The organism is Botrimarina sp. (assembly GCF_040219535.1).
Taxonomy (GTDB): Bacteria; Planctomycetota; Planctomycetia; order Pirellulales; family Lacipirellulaceae; genus Botrimarina.
The window spans coordinates 298,907-317,546 of sequence record NZ_JAVJSH010000024.1; the positions used below are offsets into that span (position 1 = coordinate 298,907).

Annotated in this window: 10 protein-coding genes; all 10 read left to right on the forward strand. The window is 54.7% G+C overall.

Going from position 1 to position 18,640, the window contains the following annotated elements; all coding sequences use genetic code 11:
- The first annotated feature begins 172 nt into the window (after nucleotides 1-172).
- A complete protein-coding gene (locus tag RIC11_RS14920) occupies nucleotides 173-388 on the forward strand; it encodes a helix-turn-helix domain-containing protein (protein WP_350212673.1) in 216 nt (71 codons plus the stop codon).
- A gap of 112 nt (nucleotides 389-500) precedes the next feature.
- Nucleotides 501-1,589, forward strand: coding sequence for a DNA cytosine methyltransferase (locus RIC11_RS14925; protein ID WP_350212675.1), 1,089 nt, complete (start codon nucleotides 501-503; stop codon nucleotides 1,587-1,589).
- A 33-nt stretch (nucleotides 1,590-1,622) separates the two neighbouring features.
- Nucleotides 1,623-2,084, forward strand: a complete 462-nt coding sequence (locus RIC11_RS14930; RefSeq protein ID WP_350212676.1) for a very short patch repair endonuclease — start codon at nucleotides 1,623-1,625, stop codon at nucleotides 2,082-2,084.
- The gene (drmD, locus tag RIC11_RS14935; RefSeq protein ID WP_350212678.1) at nucleotides 2,074-5,202 is read left to right on the forward strand and encodes a DISARM system SNF2-like helicase DrmD; all 3,129 of its coding nucleotides are present in this window, start codon (nucleotides 2,074-2,076) and stop codon (nucleotides 5,200-5,202) included. The genes RIC11_RS14930 and drmD overlap by 11 nt, the downstream gene beginning before the upstream one ends.
- 2 nt (nucleotides 5,203-5,204) lie before the next feature.
- Nucleotides 5,205-9,224: an Eco57I restriction-modification methylase domain-containing protein gene (locus RIC11_RS14940; RefSeq protein ID WP_350212680.1), complete on the forward strand. Its 4,020-nt coding sequence runs from the start codon at nucleotides 5,205-5,207 to the stop codon at nucleotides 9,222-9,224.
- Nucleotides 9,224-11,113: an ATP-binding protein gene (locus RIC11_RS14945; protein WP_350212682.1), complete on the forward strand. Its 1,890-nt coding sequence runs from the start codon at nucleotides 9,224-9,226 to the stop codon at nucleotides 11,111-11,113. The genes RIC11_RS14940 and RIC11_RS14945 overlap by 1 nt, the downstream gene beginning before the upstream one ends.
- Entirely contained in the window at nucleotides 11,113-15,135 is a 4,023-nt protein-coding gene (gene drmA, locus RIC11_RS14950; protein WP_350212684.1) for a DISARM system helicase DrmA, read from the forward strand. Before RIC11_RS14945 ends, drmA begins: the two co-directional genes overlap by 1 nt.
- Nucleotides 15,132-16,985: a DrmB family protein gene (drmB, locus tag RIC11_RS14955; RefSeq protein ID WP_350212686.1), complete on the forward strand. Its 1,854-nt coding sequence runs from the start codon at nucleotides 15,132-15,134 to the stop codon at nucleotides 16,983-16,985. Before drmA ends, drmB begins: the two co-directional genes overlap by 4 nt.
- The gene (gene drmC, locus RIC11_RS14960; protein WP_350212688.1) at nucleotides 16,978-17,760 is read left to right on the forward strand and encodes a DISARM system phospholipase D-like protein DrmC; all 783 of its coding nucleotides are present in this window, start codon (nucleotides 16,978-16,980) and stop codon (nucleotides 17,758-17,760) included. The genes drmB and drmC overlap by 8 nt, the downstream gene beginning before the upstream one ends.
- A gap of 37 nt (nucleotides 17,761-17,797) precedes the next feature.
- The gene (locus RIC11_RS14965) at nucleotides 17,798-18,493 is read left to right on the forward strand and encodes a hypothetical protein (protein WP_350212690.1); all 696 of its coding nucleotides are present in this window, start codon (nucleotides 17,798-17,800) and stop codon (nucleotides 18,491-18,493) included.
- Nucleotides 18,494-18,640 lie beyond the last annotated feature (147 nt).

The following is an 18,640-nucleotide window of genomic DNA, read 5'->3' on the forward strand; positions in this document are numbered from 1 at the left end:
CACGGACCTTGATGCCGTGGCACAATCCAAGAAGCCGCAGGCAGGCAAAGCCCTCAATCTCATCTCAGCCTTCGCAACTTCTCACGTGCAAATTCCCAGCTGATTGCAGCAAGGTGCACCGTTTGGTAAGGTTTGAGCTGTTTAGCTAGCTATCGCATGCGGGATTTGAGCAATGCTTGAACGTGAAGGATTTGTGACGGTGAAGCAGGCGGCAAAACTGTTGGACGTCGCTCCCAATACCGTGCGCGCATGGGGAGCAGCTGGAAGTATTTCGGAGTATCGGCATCCGGTAAACAACTATCGTCTTTACAAGCGAAACGAACTTGAAGAGCTAATCCGAATGGTGCATCAGTCTGTTCGTGCCACGCGGAACAAGAAGCCTCGCTAAGGACCTGCGCAGATGGCGCTCAGAACACTTGGAATCCACGATTGGTACAGAATCGGCAGTGCTGCTTCTGGCGAAAGCAGTGGCATTTTGCCTGTTGAGGCGAGGACTAGACGTGCTTAATTACTCCACCCGACAAAGACTTTTAAAAAAAACGGCGTTCAGCCCTGTCAGCGCGGTGGATCTATTTTGCGGCGCCGGAGGATTGACTCACGGCCTGATGCAGGCTGGCGTCAAAGTGGAAGCCGGGATAGATATCGATGAAAAAGCGGCACACGCGTTTGTTTCCAATAATCCCGGCTCAAAGTACTACTTGTGGGATGTTGGCAGAAAAAAATACCCCTCGATCGATAAGCTATTCACGAAAGGAAAGTACCGCCTGTTGGCTGGTTGTGCTCCTTGTCAGCCATTCTCAAAACTCACTCAAGCAATCGACGATCACCAATGTTGGAACCTACTTAATAACTTTGCAAGGTTCGTGGCCGGTATAGAACCTGAATTGGTGACGATGGAGAATGTTCCGGAACTCGCCGAGAGGGGACAGGATGTTTTCGATAATTTCGTCGGAACACTGGAGGATCTCGGTTACTACGTCGACTGGAAGATCGTGAAGTGTGAGGAGTATGGTGTGCCTCAGTTCAGAAGGCGGCTAGTGCTCCTTGCTTCCAAGCTTGGTGAATTGAAAGTACCTGAAGGCAGGCTCACTTCCACGAGTAAGTGGAAGACTGTTCGCAAGACTATTGGATCACTTCCTCCGCTGAATTCAGGGGAGGAGTGGCCGGATGACCGCTTGCACGTCGCGTCCTTGCTGTCCGACTTGAATCTGAAACGGATAAAAGCGACAAGTCGTGATGGTGGCAATAGACACGACTGGCCGGACAAACTCGTGCTTGAGTGCCATAAGAAACAGTCTGGCAGGCGATACCATTCCATTTACGGTCGAATGTGGTGGGATAGGCCGTCACCTACGATGACTACTCTCTGCACAGGTATCGGCAATGGCCGTTTCGGTCATCCTGAACAGGATCGCGCGATTACATTGCGAGAAGCAGCTTTGTTACAGAGTTTCCCCCGTTCGTATGAGTTCTGGCCGAAAAGCGAGAAGTTAAATAGAGGGGCGGTTAGTCGGATGATCGGCAACGCCGTCCCTCCCAAGTTGGCGAAGGCCCTTGGGCAAGCCATCATTGAGCACGTTTCAGGGTGATGAGTTGGTACACCCAGTCAATTGGAGAGCGACTTGTCGAATGCGATTTCTGATGATGTAAAGGCAAAAGCACCGCTGACGCGGTCCGCAATCATGAAGCGTGTCAAACAAAAAGACACGCCTGCCGAACTCGCGTTACGTTCTGCGCTTCACAGGCGTGGTTTGCGATTTCGCCTGCATCGCAGGATAGAGGGCATAGCAGTCGATATTGTATTTATCGCGGCGAAAGTCGCAGTCTTTGTCGACGGATGCTTTTGGCATGGTTGTCCACTCCATGCGACCTATCCGAAGAGCAATCAGTCCTATTGGTTGCCTAAACTCGCTGAGAATATGGCGAGAGATCATCGGCAGACGGAGAAACTGCGCGCGGCAGGATGGAAGGTGATTCGCGCGTGGGAACATGATTGTCTACCTCCAAGTCCTGGGACCGTCCGACGAGTGGAACGGGCTGTGACGAGTCGTCGTCGGAAGGCAGGATCGAAGCATGCTCACTGAACTTCCAGAACTTGGGCAACTCGTCGAGGTTCGTCGCCGCCAGTGGGTGGTGATGAATATCCAGCCGTCGTCACCAGCATTGGGCGAAGAGACGCCCAGACAGAATCTATTGACTCTCGCATCGATCGATGAAGATGCGATGGGCGAGTCGCTGGCAGCAGTGTGGGAGTTAGAGCCTGGCGCACGAATTCTAGATGTCGCGGAATTGCCGAAGATCAACGGCTTTGATCCCTGCGAACGACTGGAGGCGTTTCTCGATGCAGTGCGTTGGGGAGCGACCACGAATGCCGACCGCTCACTGCTTCAGTCCCCTTTTCGTAGCGGTATCGAGATCCAAGACTTCCAACTCGATCCTTTGGTTCGCGCGATCGATATGGCCCGCGTCAACCTCTTGATCGCCGATGATGTCGGCCTCGGAAAGACCATAGAGGCTGGGCTAGTCATCCAGGAGATGATCGTACGACATCGAGCACGCACAGTCTTCATCGTGTGTCCCGCATCGCTGCAAACGAAGTGGCGAAACGAAATGCACGAGAAATTCGGCCTGGAATTCCGAATCGTCGATACGGAATACATCAAGGCGTTGCGAAGGGAACGAGGTATTCATGCAAATCCTTGGTCGAGCTTTCCTCGGCTGATCACCTCAATGGACTGGATGAAGTCGGGCGAAGGACTTCGGCTCATCAAGGACATCGTGCCGCTTCATACGACCTATCCACGCAAGTTCGACATTCTTGTCATCGACGAGGCGCACAATGTCGCCCCATCGGCTGCAAGCCGGTATGCGCTGCCCAGTCAAAGAACGAAGTTGATCCGAACGATTGCTCCGCACTTCGAGCATCGCCTTTTCCTCAGTGCGACTCCGCACAACGGATACCCCGAATCGTTTACTTCATTGTTGGAACTCCTCGACGACCAGAGATTTGCACGAGGAGTCATGCCTGAGGAGAAAGTACTTCAGCGAGTCATGGTGCGAAGGCTCAAGACTGACTTGGTCGATGAGCATGGTGAACCGATTTACGCGCAGCGGGAACTGCTGCCGCTGGCTGTGGAGTACACCGACGAAGAGCGGGAGGTTCATGCTCTTCTGAAGGAATACACAGCAGAACGCTCCAAAGCCGTTGTTGGTACTAAGGCTGCCTTCGGTAGCGACTTCATTCATAAGTTGCTCAAGAAGAGACTTTTCTCTTCGCCGATGGCGTTCTCCACGACGCTTGCGAAGCATCGACAATCACTGTCGAACCGTTCAGGAAATCAAAAGCCGTCGGAAATGAAAGAACGCATCCTTCGCAAAGCGATTCTTCGCAGCGAGGAAGAGTACGCCGATGATGTACAGGTCGAAGAGGCTCAGGACGAGGCGATCGAAGCTGCGACTGAACTGACTACCGCCTTGACCGATGCCCAACGCAACATGCTTGCGAGAATGACCGCCTGGGCGGATAAAGCGAAGAATCGAAGCGACTCGAAGGCTGAGGCGATTCTCTCCTGGCTTGATGAATCCTTGAAAACAGACGGGCAACCGAATGATGCGCGTGTGATTCTCTTCACGGAGTATCGTGCGACGCATTCGTGGCTGATGCAGATTCTCGCCACGTCGGGATGGGGCGGGGAACGGCTGATGGCGCTGCACGGTGGCACGGACCCTGAAGAACGTGAGAAGATCAAGGCTGCGTTCCAGACTCATCCCAGTATTTCGCCGGTTCGTATCCTCTTGGCCACGGATGCGGCTTCCGAGGGGATCGACCTTCAGAACTATTGCAACTATCTGATCCACATTGAGATTCCTTGGAATCCCAACGTCATGGAGCAACGCAATGGCCGTATCGATCGTCATGGCCAGAAGCAGAAGAAGGTGTTCGTCTGGCATCCCGTCGGAGCAGGAACCGTCGACTCTTCTGTGGCGGTGAAGCCGGGAGATCTGGTTGGGGACCATGAGTTCTTGATGCGAGCGGTGAAGAAGGTCGACTCGATACGTCAGGATCTCGGCTGCGTAGGCGCTGTCATTACCAGTCAGATCGAAGAGGCGATGCTTGGACGCCGCGTAGAAATGGATACCCGAGAAGCCGAGGACAGGGCAGCTAACGTTCGCAAATTCGTAGCTGCCGAAAAACGTCTCCAGGAACGGATCGCCAAGCTTCATGATCGTCTATTGGAAGCACGCGAGAATTACCAGTTGACGCCGGATAGGGTCGTCCGTGCTGTCGATGTAGCCTTGCAGCTCGCTGGCAAGCCCGCTCTCGAACCTACCAGCCTTGATGGTCAGGAAGGAAAGATCGTCTATCGAGTGCCACTCCTAACTGGATCATGGGACCAAGCAACCTATGGTCTAGCTCATCCGCATACCGGAACGCGCCGCCCGATCACCTTCGATCACTCTCTCGCCCAAGGACGCGACGATGTCGTGCTGACCCATCTCCAGCACAAACTCGTGCAGATGTCATTGCGTCTCCTGCGTGCGGAGATCTGGGCACAAGAGGATCGAAAGAAGCTTCAGCGAGTCGCCGTGCGGGTAGTGCCTGAAGGCCGTATCGACGATCCCGTCGTTATCGTCTGGTCGCGTCTGGTGATCACAGGAGGAGGACACCATCGCTTGCACGAAGAACTGACTATGGCCGGTGGCGACTTGAAGCTTGGTGGTTTCTCACGTATTCGTACGTTGAGACGATTGGAAGAACTATTGGAAGCGAGTTCTCCCACCCAACCTGCCGCGAATGAGTTCAGCGAATTTCAAAAGCGGTTTTCCGACCAGAAGCCTTCGATCATGAAGGCAATCGAGGCGCGTTCGCGTGAGCGGCGAGAATTCCTTTCCAATGCGATTGAACGCCGTCGGGATCAGGAGGTCGCAGATCTGAATCAAGTCCTGGATGACCTGACGAAGATGATCGAACGCGAACTCAAGGACTCGAATCGACACGTTCAGCTTGAACTCTGGCCGACAGACCAGCAAGAAGCACTTCGACGTGACATTGAATCGCTTCGCTTGAGGCTTCAGCGGATTCCAGAGGAGCGCGAGCGCGAAGTCGAGAACATCCGTCGTCGATATGCCGACCCGATCGATCGGACGTTTCCCGTCGCGGTCGAATTCATCGTGCCAGCAAGCTTCATGGAGGGCCGCTGATCATGGCACGAACGCCCGAACCGATTGCATGGCTCTCGCTTGTCGATGTGTCTGGACCATTTCTGGCGGGAACAGTTCTGGAAGATGCATTCCCACAGGGACTGGACAAGATCGAGACTCCGCGTCGGCAACGACTGCGGGCCGCCTACGAGGAATGGCAGGATGCGATCGACGAGAACGACCCACACCTTGATGAACTCCACGACGCATGGGTGCGGATGGTTTTGCAGGAGGGGCTTGAGTATGAAAGCGAATCGCTGTCGTCCAAAGATCAGCTTCCTGAGCGAGTCGTTTATCATTCTCCTGAGCAGGGCGTCGAGTATTCGCCCGACTTTGCTGTTCGTTCCGGGGATGGCTCGCTCCGACTGCTGATTACCGTTCATCCGCCAGGAACGAATCTGGATAATCCACTGCCGAAAGAAAGTTGGCCCGCTTCTCCCGCCGAACGGATGACGCTCCTCTGTCGTGCCAACGAATGTCGTATCGGTTTGATCACCAACGGCCAGCAATGGATGCTTGTCAATGCACCGATCGGCGAGACATCGGGCTATGCGTCGTGGTATGCCCGACTCTGGTGGCAAGAACCGGTCACCCTCAAAGCGTTTCAATCGCTCCTGGGTGTACGGCGCTGTTTCGGCCCGGAGGAAGACACGCTGCCGCGTCTTCTGGAACGCTCGCTAGAGTTCCAGGAAGAAGTCACCAACACACTCGGTGAACAGGTTCGTAGTGCCGTCGAAGTGCTCATCCAATCTCTCGGTCGTGCGGATCAGGATCGGAACGGGGAATTATTGAAGGAAGTCGCACCTGCCGAACTTTACGAAGCGGGTCTCACCGTCATGATGCGGCTGGTCTTCATCCTGTCGGCTGAGGAACGCGGCCTGCTTTTGCTCGGCGATCCGGTTTACGATCAGCATTATGCGGTCTCGACGCTGCGTGCGAAGCTGCGAGAAGATGCGGACCAGTACGGACTCGAAGTGCTGGAACGGCGGCACGATGCCTGGTCGCGGCTGCTCGCCACCTTCCGAGCCATCTACGGAGGTGTGGAGCACGAAGCCTTGCGGCTGCCAGCGTTGGGAGGCTCTCTATTCGACCCGGACCGATTTCCGTTCCTGGAAGGGCGTCCACAAGGAACGAAGTGGCGTGAGCAGCCAGCGGTTCCACTTCCAATCGATAATCGGACAGTCCTGCTGTTGATGACCGCCTTGCAAATCCTCGAACAGCGAGGCGGTGCCCTACTACTCTCGTATCGGGCTTTGGATGTCGAACAGATCGGCCATGTTTACGAGGGATTGCTCGAATTCACCGCAGCACGAGTTCCTGAAATCACGCTCGGATTGATCGGTACGAAGAAGCTGCCGAATCCTCAGATCACTCTTTCCGAATTGGAATCGCTCGCAACCAAAGACGAGACCTTCCTGCTGGATCACTTGAAGGAGATTACCGGACGATCGTTGCCCGCATTGCGTAAAGCGATCCGTGCCGAGGAGAGTCCAGCATTGTTCGTTGCCCTGGTTCAATCCTGTAATGGTGACGAACAGTTTGCTCGGCGGTTGCTCCCGTTCGGCGAATTGATTCGTTCCGATAGCTGGGGCAGTTTGCTGGTCTATCAGAAAGCCTCATTTGCCATCGTGAAAGGAACCGATCGCCGTTCATCGGGAACCCACTACACGCCTCGATCACTTACCGAGCCGATCGCTCGGTACACACTGGAACCGCTGGTTTACGTCGGCCCATCGGAAGGCCACCCGCAGGAGGAATGGAAGCTGAAATCCTCCGCCGACATTCTCGCTCTGAATGTCTGCGACATGGCGTGCGGATCGGGAGCGTTCCTCGTCGAAGCGTGTCGATATTTGAGCCAGAGGCTGGTCGAAGCCTGGACGATCGAAGAAACGGAGGGGCTAGCTGTTGGAATCGATGGCATCGCTCGCACTTCGTCCGATGAGCACGAGGCGCTACCGAAGAATCTCGATGATCGACTGCTCATCGCTCGGCGCCTCGTCGCTCAGTCTTGCCTTTATGGAGTGGATGTCAACCATCTGGCCGTCGAGTTAGCAAAACTTTCGATCTGGTTGGTAACGCTCGCCAAGAACAAGCCCTTCAACTTTCTCGATCACGCGTTGCGTTGCGGTGATTCTCTCATCGGTTTGCATGACCTGGAACAACTGCGTTTCTACAGTTTGAAGCCTGATGCAGAGCATCCCGTCCTGTTCAAAGGTCCGTTAAATACCGCCGTGGACGACGCGATCGCGTTGCGATTGCGATTGGAGGGGACGCCCGCAAACACGGTCGCCGATGTCGAAGCCCAGGAACGCCTGCTGGAAGAAGCGGAAGAGAAAGTCGCCCGGCTAAGATGTGCAGCCGACTTGCTTGTTTCCGCCGAATTCTGGGGTGAAGGCAATGCAGACAAGCAAGAACGAAGCCGCCATGCGGCGGTGAAGTCTGGCTACTACGTCGAAAAAGGGCCGACCGAGGAGTTCAAGAAAGTCGCCGTCCAGGAACGACACGGCCAGAAGATGTTCCACTGGCCGTTGGAGTTCCCTGAGGTAATCGTGAAGCGGGGCGGGTTCGACGCGTTCGTGGGAAACCCGCCATTTGCTGGTGGACGGAGAATTCGTAGTACGCTCGGAGAGCAAGTGCTGCTGTGGCTCACGTCTTCAGGCTGTAGCGCAAACGCCGATCTTTGTGCCTTTTTCTTCCTTAGATCGTTCGTACTCTCCAACCCATTTGGTGGATTCGGCCTGTTAGCGACAAATACAATCGCACAAGGCGATACGAGAGAAGTAGGGTTGGATGCACTTCTAGCCTCAGGAGCCTCGATTCCACGAGCGGTGCGATCTCGGCAGTGGCCCGGAAATGCGACTGTAGAAGTCTCGCATGTATGGGTGACGCGCAAGCCTTGGAAGGGCACCTTCATTCTCGATGACAAATCGGTAGGTGGCATTACTTCCATGCTCACGGAACCGGGGGCTGTTACTGGCAAGCCGTTCCGATTGCAAAACTCAATGGGAATCGCGTTTCAGGGGTGTGTTGTTCTTGGTAAGGGGTTTCTCCTCGACGAACAGGAGGCAAGGACACTTCTGTCAAACAAGCACAACAAAGATGTGGTTTTACCGTACCTGAACGGTGCTGACCTTAATTCTTCTCCAACTCATCAGTCAGATCGATGGGTCATCAACTTTTTTGATTGGCCGCTCAACCGACAAACCGCTCCACCGAACTACACAGGTCCGGTAGCCGCAGACTATCCAGAGTGCCTGTCGATCCTCTCTGAGCGTGTGCGATCCGAGAGGTCGGCCAAAGGCGGGGAAGTAGCAGCAGCTCCATGGTGGCAATTCTGGCGTTCTCGACCAGATTTGGCTTCCACGTCTGCTGGTATGGAATGGGTCTTGGTACGATCGCGAGTCAGCAATATCAACTCGATCGCATTCGTTCAAAACGGAATCGTCTTTTCGGATGCCACTGTGGTCTTTGCATGGGACTGCTACTCACAGTTCGCTTTGCTTCAATCGGCATTTCACACGGAATGGCTTACTGAATACGCATCCAGCATGCGGACAGACGTGCGATATACACCGACTGACTGCTTTGAGACATTTGCTTTTCCAGCAACCACGGAGGCAATGACAGCTACCGGAGAGCGCTATTATGAGCACCGCGGTCGGATCATGCTATCTCGCGAGGAAGGGCTGACGAAAACCTATAATCGCTTTCACGACCGCTACGAATCATCCGTCGACATCCAGAAGCTCCGGGAACTGCATGTGGAGATGGATCAGGCGGTCGCCGCTGCCTACGGTTGGGACGACCTTGATCTAGGCCACGGTTTCCACGAAACCAAGCAGCGCATCCGCTTCTCCATCGGAGAACCTGCTCGCCGGGAAGTTCTTCAGCGCCTCCTCAGGCTGAATCACGAGCGATACGAGGAAGAGGTGCGCCAGGGCCTGCACAGCAAGACCTCAGGCAAGAAGAAGGCGAGCAAGAGAAGCAAGCAACCTGACTTATTCGAAGTGGAGGATGCCTGATGGCTCGGGGCAAGTCGAAGGAATACAAGCTGGAGATCGACCCGCGCATTCTCGAATTGCTTGGGCCGAGCCTATACACGAACATCTATTACGTGCTCGCCGAGCTGATCGCGAATGCGTACGACGCGGACGCGAAGAACGTCTATATCACTTCTAACAAGGATGACATCACGGTCGAGGACGACGGTCACGGAATGTCCTACGAAGATGGCGATGTCGCAAGATACCTGAACGTCGGTGGCGCAACACGGGACACGGAACAAGAATCACTCACGCGATCTGGCAAGCGCCGTCGTATGGGCCGAAAAGGGGTCGGCAAACTCGCTGCCCTCTCCGTATCCGAGAACGTGGACATCATGACGAAAGCGGACAATGAATTGTCCGGGTTCGTCTTGTCCCGCCGTCCACCACATGGAAACCTGCTTGAGCCGATTCCGAACAAGAAGATCAAATTCGAGCACGTCAAGAAGCACGGCTCGGCAGTTGTCATGCGGAAGCCGCAATACCGTCTCCATAAATCGCTGGATGCGGTCAAACGAAATCTGCTGAAAATATTCCCTTTGGTCGGTCGCCATTTCAGGATTCACGTCTTCAGGGAGAAAGAGAAGATTGTAATCGACTCGTTCGATGCTAACGTGATGAAGGAGCTTGCCGTGCTGATAACGCTCGGAGACGAATTCAAGTCGCTGAGCGGACTTGTCGAAAGCGACTACCCCAAGCGACGAAAAGACCTTGTACAAGAACGAAAAGCTGTCACGATTCCAGTCAGGATGAGAGACACGCATGATGAGGAGCACGAATACTCACTCACGATAGAGGGGTGGATCGGCGCGTACAAGACGACGCGAGGCCGGAAGGCGGAGATAACCGACTTCCCCGACAACTTCATCTCTCTCTACGCGAATAAGAAGATGGGTGAGTTCAACATCCTGCCGTCTGTGGGGCAGAATAAACTAAACGAAGTCTACGTCGTCGGGCAACTTCACGTTGATCTCTTCGAGCTTACCGAACTACCTGATATGGCCTTGAGCAACCGCCAGGGCTACAAGTCAGATGATCCGAGGTACGAGGCTGTTCTGGATTACGTCAGGAAGACGCTCCTGAACGATGTTCTTCGTATGCGTGATCTGTTCGCCGACATCGGCAACGAGCAGAAAAAAAAGAAGAAGCTCGAAGAACAGCGGCGAATGGAAGCAGCCCTTCGGGCAGAGGCAGATAAGTTCCGTCGTAAAGTGGCCGAAACGACGGCGAAGCGCCTGGCTAAATTGACTGGAGCTACACAGTCGAAGATTCAGCAAGTAATATCCGAAGTCATCAACACAAATCAACCGAGCATCGGATTAAAACAGAGAGTCGATTCTCTGAAGAAACGAATTCTGATCAGCCAGACATATGGCGACAAGCCGTTCGCAGACATCGTCTATCAGATGCTTCTGTTCAATGGCGTTCCGGCCGAGGACATTCTCTACACGAACTGCGATGATGAGCTCTCGCGGATACCCGAGGATGAGCCGGTGTATGGATACCTCCGGGACTTCTTCGTAGACAGCTATTCCACGCAAAAGATCTTCGTGGTGTTCTTGACGAGTACAAATACGAAGCAATCGTGGGGTGCGATCACTGAAGTCGGAGCGGCATGGATCACCCAGGTCGACAACAAGATATTCAACCTCCATCCTTTCAGGCCGGAACATCCGCTCGACGACTCCAAGCAGTGGCAAAGCACAAATCGTGACGACAAAGGGGATCTTTGGATGACGCCGGTTAATGCCGATGTATTTTGTCAAAAGATCGAAGCCATTTGCGAGAAGCTCGGTTATGCCAAGAAAAACAGGGCCGCGAATAAGCAGCGTTTAGGTACGCTCGTTTCAATTAGGAAGAAGAAGTAATGGATCAGAAGCTTCCAGAACAAAGGAATTCAACTGCTTGGTTGCTTCGAGCAACGTCGGTAGAGGCTGGGCCTCTGTTTTCGCAATATCTGGACAGCTCTCCGAGCTTGCTTCGCGGCGTCGAGATTGGCGACGCGGTTTGCCTTGTTTCCCACGATGGTTTCCAGGTCGTGGGCAGCGCTCGCGTCTATCGCACCCGTGCCGAAGCGGAAGGAACCTGTATTTACTTCGATGGCCATTCGGCGATTTTACCGGGAAGGCCGTTGACGGAGTTCGGCATCGAACTGGCTGCTGATCGAAATATTTCCCGTTTGGATTGGTCTAAGTTCGAGCAAATACTGAGCAGCACGACGGGCATCCCATTCGACGAGTTACCCGTCTTCAATGGAAAGATGCCGGAAGAGCAGGCATACCTCCGCCAATTACTTCAGCTCGCCACCATCGACGATTTGCTCGGTCCGGCCTGCGGTCCAGAGGAAGAGATCGTTGGCATGAGCGTACGCGATCGGTATCTTGTCGGAAAACTGTCACCGCAAACGCGGGAAGATGGCGACATAGAGGGCTTAAAGGGCCCACTTTCGCAAGATGCTCCTGCGGAGGGTACGCCGACGGACCTGGAACCATTCGCGGAAGTAGGGGAGGGAAGAAGTAAAGGCGGACGACGCCGCTTGCCAGGAGAAGAGTTTCCGACCACGGGCGGAGCCAGCGACCCCGACGATGACAATAGCGAAGCGATCGACGCATCGAAGAACCAATCGTTCGTGCCTTCCTCATTCGGATTCACTTTCTGTGTCGATGGAGCTGTAGATTCGCTCGAACTCGAAGTCCGTTGGGGACGTTACGAACGCACGGAAAGTGAAGAGCAGTTCAACGAGAACGGGAACCCTATGCGAGCCTGGAAACGCATTCCATCTGGGGGTCGTATCTCGCTGCCAATGTTTGATGGACTGATTAAGCCAACTGCCCCGGATGCGAATTGTCCGCAAGTGGCGATCCAAGGAACGGTTCGTCCTCCGTTGCCATCAGGGGATCGCTTGGTCACGGTCTTTCTGATCAACAACCAACCGATGCCGGACTCGAATCAAGATCAAGCATGGGTTTTCCAGCCTGAACTAATCGTTCGGTCTCCCAAGGGCGAAGCTATCTTTCGCCGTCGTCCGGTGCTGGAGAGTAATGGACACGACCAAGAGCGGGAATCTCTGGAAATGATTTACCGTAGACGGGTCGAATTCGCTGTCGGTCACAGCGTCTCTGTGCGAGCGCTCCCCTCGGTGGCCGATGTCGAAAGGGCCACCGAGATCCGAACTGTCTTTCTGCCGCAATATGAGGTGGCCGTCACTGAGACTCCCGGACTGAATCCAGAAGACCGCCCGGCGATGCGACGCATGGTCGAGGAGGGTTTCCTCGACATGGAAACCCTTGCAGAACTCGAACCGGGCAAGCTTGTCGAAGCGCTATCGATTTTGACCAACGACTATGAAGCGTGGATATCGGAGCAGCGTGCACGAATCGGTGCAGATGTCGTCGGTTATGACGATGCTGCGACACAAGCCATGGATCGATGCGGGGAGATTTTGATACGTCTTCGGGAGGGCATATTGGCGATTGAATCGAATCAGAATGCATTGCAGGCGTTCCGCTTCGCGAATCGCTCGATGGCGACTCAACGCATTCGCAGTATCTATGCCCTGCAACGCCGCAGAAAAGAAGAAGTCAAAATCGAATCATTAAATGTCCGCCGCAATCGTTCATGGCGTCCATTCCAGTTGGCTTTCATTCTCTTGTCGATTCCAGCTTTGGTCGATCCCAAACACAAAGATCGGACGAAGCCACTAGATGCCTTCGCTGACCTGCTATGGTTTCCGACAGGCGGCGGGAAAACAGAAGCCTATTTGGGGGTTGCGACGTTTACCATGGCAATGCGTCGCCTTCAAGGAAATCTCGGCGGTCTTGATGGCACTCGCGGACTCGCTGTTATCATGCGATATACACTTCGATTGTTGACACTCCAACAGTTCCAACGTGCATCGACACTGATTTGTGCGATGGAAGTGCTTCGACGGAAGGACGAGAAGACATGGGGAACAACGCCGTTCAGCCTCGGCCTCTGGGTCGGCATGAAGGTCACTCCAAACGACACAGAACAGAGCCATGATTCCATCGAGGCCGAACGAACTGGCAAGCGGCCCATGAGTTCGAGCCCTGCGCAGCTGACCAGTTGTCCCTGGTGCGGTTCCGAAATAGCTCCGGGACGCGATATCCACGTTTCGCGATTCGGCTCGGGAGAAGGCCGTACGATGATCTACTGTGGCGACAAAATGGGACGTTGCGATTTCAGTCGTGCGAAGTCGAAAGAGCACGGTCTTCCGGTGCTGGTTGTTGATGATGAACTATATCGACGGCCTCCCAGCATGTTGATTGCCACTGTCGATAAATTTGCCATGATGGCTTGGCGGGGGCAGGTACGAACGCTGTTCGGAAGAGCGACCAAAGAGTGTCCTCGTCACGGATTGCTCTGGCCAGGGGCGGAATGCAGTGGACAACACCAGAAGCGAGGCATGCTGCCAGCAGTTAAACCGATCGACATCACCCCGATTCGCCCCCCCGACTTGATCATCCAGGACGAGTTTCATCTTATTAGCGGGCCTTTGGGAACAATGGTGGGGCTTTATGAAACAGCAGTCGATGAGCTTGCGACATGGAATCTTGATGGGATGGCTATCCGCCCCAAAGTCATTGCATCGACTGCAACGGTCCGCAAAGCTGCCGAACAAGTTAACAACGTTTTCCTTAGGCGAGTCGCTGTTTTTCCACCTCATGGACTTGATGTCGAAGATAATTTCTTTTCCAGCCAAAGGCCGATCGAAGAAAAGCCGGGGCGAATGTACATGGGTATTTGTGCTCCAGGCAGTGCCCGACCTGCCGTACTGATTCGACTCTATACTGCCTTGCTGACGGCGGCACAGTCCTTGTTCGAGCGATTTGGTGCGGCAGCCGATCCGTGGATGACAACCGTGGGATACTTCAATTCGTTGCGTGAACTCGGCGGTATGCGTCGATTGGCCGAAGACGATGTTCAGACTCGTGCTTACCGTGTGCAAATGAGTCGGGTCGCCCGGCCTGGTTTAGCACAACGGAGCGTAAAGAACGTCGATGAACTAACTTCCCGCGTTTCCAGCAAGGACATTCCGGCCAAGCTTGATCAGCTGGAAGTCACATTCAGTGGCGAATGGGATTCCGAAAAGAAGGCATACGTTGTCAAGTGGATAAAGGGAGAGGCCCAAGGCGTCGATGTTGTCCTAGCGACCAATATGCTTTCGGTCGGCGTTGATGTAAATCGCTTGGGATTGATGGCAGTCAATGGTCAGCCAAAAAGCACGGCGGAGTATATCCAAGCGACTAGCCGAGTGGGTCGCTCGTTCCCCGGCCTGGTTTGCACAGTACTGACTTGGACCCGACCACGCGACCTGAGCCACTTCGAGACTTTTGAGCACTACCACGCTACGTTCTACAAGCATGTAGAAGCACAGTCCGTCACGCCTTTCGCTCCGAGGGCATTGGATCGCGGCCTTACTGGGACAATGGTGAGTTGGTTGCGGTTACTCAATGACGACTACAACCCGAATCTCGGTGCGGAACGCATGGATAGCGCAACTCGCCCAGAGGTAACGCAAGCAAAGAAAGTCCTTTCTAATCGTGGTTGGCAAGTGTCGGACCAGAAGGCGATTCAGCAACTCACCGAAGATATGGTCGAGGAGCGTTGCGACGATTGGATAAAGGAAGCTACGCGAGGTGGACGTCGACTCGGCTACGAGGCTGGCAAGAAGCGTAAGATAGGCGAAGACGATGTCGCTGCTCTGCTCAAGAAGCCTGGGCACCAGGCATGGGATCATTTCACCGTGCCGATGTCTTTGCGCGAAGTCGAACCCGGTGTGCGGCTGATCATGATAGTCGACAGCCTGCCCGAAGGGCCGCCCTGGCGTCCACGAATTGGTGAAGACGGTCAGGGAGGTGCGGCTTGAGTAACACACTTGTCGTTGGGGACGTTCGACCGAGCCAACTCCTTTGGACATACGGCCCAGGTGCCCTCGTCGATTTGCCAAACCTATCCGTAGTGACTATGGGCCTGGATCGCTGGGAGATTGATCGCTGTCCTCCCATCGAGGAGGCAAGGCTACTTGAGGCTGTTCGAAGAGTCCTTGGCCAGCAGGTCGAACGTCTACGTATGCCACCGATTATCAAAGATGAAAATGCGAGTCCGTTTACACCTGAAGGAAAGATCGGTGTTCCCGTTAGGCCGTTTCCACGATGGCTTCGGTGCGTGCGCTGCGGCCTATTAGCTGAATTCGATTCGGGATTGTTCACCATCAAAGAGAATCCTTACCGACCGGATCAAACTCATTTCATCCACACGAGTTGCGAAAAGGGGTCTCATTCTGATGCAGTTCCCGCCCGCTTCTTGCTTGCATGTCGCAATGGCCATCTCGACGACTTTCCGTGGCACTGGTTCGTACATGCAGGATCGTCGAGCTGCAAAGGAACACTCCGATTCTTCGAACGAGGAGCTTCACTTCAAACCGAGAATCTGTGGGTGAAGTGCGATACGTGCGGATCTGCACGATCGCTAGTCCATGCATTCGGCGACAAAGCTAAGGACAACATCCCAGCCTGTCGCGGACGGCATCCTCATCTTGACGTGTACAACGAGAACTGCGATCAACCCGCCAGAGCAGTCCTCCTTGGTGCGACCAACAGTTGGTTTCCGATAACTTTGTCGGTATTGGCAATTCCGCATACTGGAAACTCACTGAGCCAAATAGTCGGAGACGGCTGGAAGTACTTCGAGAAGGCGAAGTCAGAAGAGCACGTTGAAATCATTAAAGATACTCTTAAAGATGGCGGCCTATTACCGGGGATCGAACGCTTTAGTGCGAAAGACCTTTGGAACGCGATCGACAAGCGGAAATCCGGTGCAGCCGAGGCCGATGCTGTTGGCACCGACGACATCAAAAGACCCGAGTGGAAAGTGCTGACTCAGCCGAATCCACCAACGGATTGGCCTCACTTTCTGAGTGAAAGAGTGGGCGCACCGTCGAAGTACCAAACACTTATCCCTGAAGTGTTACTCTTGAAGCGACTCCGTGAAGTGAATGCCTTAATTGGCTATACACGAGTGGAAGCTCCTGAAGAAACCGATGATCCCGACGATCGCCCGCCCATGGCGGATCTGTGTAGAGGAGTTCCCGATTGGATTCCTGCGACTGAAGTCCATGGCGAGGGGATTTTTCTGCGCTTTGCTGAACATGAGGTCGCACAATGGGAAGCGAGAGCTGAAGTTGTGGTGAGAGACGACATGTTAAGGTCGGGGCACGTAGGCTGGCGTAATGCACGACAACTTGACCCGTCGAAGGGATTTCCCGGAATTCGTTATGCCATGTTGCACACATTCTCGCACTTGCTCATCCGCGAACTATCGCTCGAATGCGGTTATAACGCAGCCAGTATCCGCGAAAGAATCTATGCAAACCTTGATGGCGACGGTCCGATGGCCGGAGTATTGCTTTATACCGCTGCGGCTGATTCTGACGGAACGCTCGGCGGGTTGATTGAACTCGGGAAACCGGAGAATCTTGGCAGGTTGATTGAACAAGCACTCCATCGTGCGACCATCTGCTCATCTGACCCACTTTGTTCTGAACACAGACCCGAACAGGACCGAAGCCTGCACGCAGCCTCGTGTCATGCGTGCGCTTTCGTGGCAGAAACCTCATGCGAGCGAGGCAACAGATACCTAGATAGAGCGCTGCTGATCCCGACGTTCGATAGCGCTAGTGCGGCATTCTTCACTGACGAGGCCGCAGGCGATGAATGACCTTTGGGCGGCCGTCGCAGGCCTTGCAGCTGAGTTGCATAGGGATCGCGTCGATGCGATTGCGGAAGCCATCGCTAATATCGACTCGCAAGATGACCTCATGGGCATCCGGCACGCCTTCGGTCCGAACGCAAATGAAGATCGGATCAAGGCGCTGCGATCAAGCTGGTCGGCGTTTCCGAAGATTTCGCCAAGTGAAATCGCGGCAGCCTTCCATGCAGCGGCTCGGGCGGCGGAGTTGGTTTCATCGGGCGATTCGGTAGAATTGGTTTGGTCCGGCCCAAAAACAAGTCTCATTCCCACGCGAAATACGGAACAGGTCATTCTGGAAGTGATCGATATCGCGAAATCGCATCTCTTTCTTGTCAGCTATGTGTTCTACAAGGCGACCTCCATCGTCGACGCGCTCAACAGAGCGACCGCGAAAGGCGTTCAAGTGAACCTGCTCCTGGAGTCGTCCACCGAGCACGGCGGGACGATTCGAGGCGACAGCGTTCAGACGATGGCGGTCTCGGTTCCCGAAGCGACGATCTATGTCTGGGGCTCTGAAACGAAACGGCCCCAAGGCGATGCTCTTTCTGCGGCAGTCCACGCCAAGTGTGCGGTCGCAGACGGGGAAGTCGCGTTCATCACCAGCGCGAATCTCACGTCAGCCGCATTCGAGCGCAATATGGAGCTTGGCGTCTTGTTGCGTGGGGGAACTTCCCCGCAGCGATTGCGTTCGCACTTGATGGCGCTGATTACGACGAAACAGATCGAGCGTTGGAAGAAATGACTACTCGCCGCGACCAATTCTCAAGTGTCGTTGACTGATGGACCCTAAGCAACTCTTCGCCGACCAACGGCACGCCGCGTTCTGCGTGTTCTGCGGCGATGCGCCGACGACGCGGGAACACGCGGCCTCCAAAGTGCTCCTCGATGATCCGCTGCCCGACGATCTGCCGGTGGTGTTTTCATGCAGTGAATGCAACAACGGATTTGCGATCGACGAGGAGTATCTGGCCTGCCTGCTCGACTGCGTCATCAGCGGAACAACCGTGCCAGACAAGGTGGGCCGCAAGAAAGTCGCTGATTCCCTCCGTCATTCGTCTGGCCTGGCCGCTCGGATCGCGGCTAGCTGCAAAACCAACGAGTCGGGCAGATTGATTTGGGAGCCTGAAGCTGAGCGAGTGCGAAACGTCGTCGTCAAACTTGCTCGTGGTCACGTTGCGCACCAGTACAGCGAACCACAACTCGACGATCCGACAAACGTCTTCATTGCCCCGTTCGAGGTTCTTACGGATGAGCAACGCGAGCATTTTGAGACGCCGCCCGACTCTTCAGGCTGGCCGGAAATCGGCAGCCGGGCGTTCATCAATCTCATCGTCGGCGGCGACAAGGTATATGATATTGAGAGCGGATGGAGTATCCTGCAGCGAGACCGCTATCGATACCTCGTGGCTCAACCTGGCGAGATCGTAGTGCGGATTGTCTTGAGTGAGTATCTCGCCTGTGAGATTGTGTGGTAGCTCAGCACTATTGACCCTCGCGCGACGAACGAACCCTCGGCGTCGCTAGCACCGTAGCAAGGTGCATGAGACCCAAAGGCAGTGCGGCGGGGCTGGAAGACCGACGCCGTCGCGCTGCGGCGTGCTTCCAAGCAGGGGAGTCCGTCC

Bases quoted from the DNA above. Each gene is read 5' to 3' on its own strand.
- RIC11_RS14945 (WP_350212682.1), top strand. From the start codon at position 9,224: ATGGCTCGGGGCAAGTCGAAGGAATACAAGCTGGAGATCGACCCGCGC.
- drmC (WP_350212688.1), top strand. From the start codon at position 16,978: ATGAATGACCTTTGGGCGGCCGTCGCAGGCCTTGCAGCTGAGTTGCAT.
- RIC11_RS14920 (WP_350212673.1), top strand. From the start codon at position 173: ATGCTTGAACGTGAAGGATTTGTGACGGTGAAGCAGGCGGCAAAACTG.
- drmA (WP_350212684.1), top strand. From the start codon at position 11,113: ATGGATCAGAAGCTTCCAGAACAAAGGAATTCAACTGCTTGGTTGCTT.
- drmD (WP_350212678.1), top strand. From the start codon at position 2,074: ATGCTCACTGAACTTCCAGAACTTGGGCAACTCGTCGAGGTTCGTCGC.
- RIC11_RS14965 (WP_350212690.1), top strand. From the start codon at position 17,798: ATGGACCCTAAGCAACTCTTCGCCGACCAACGGCACGCCGCGTTCTGC.
- RIC11_RS14940 (WP_350212680.1), top strand. From the start codon at position 5,205: ATGGCACGAACGCCCGAACCGATTGCATGGCTCTCGCTTGTCGATGTG.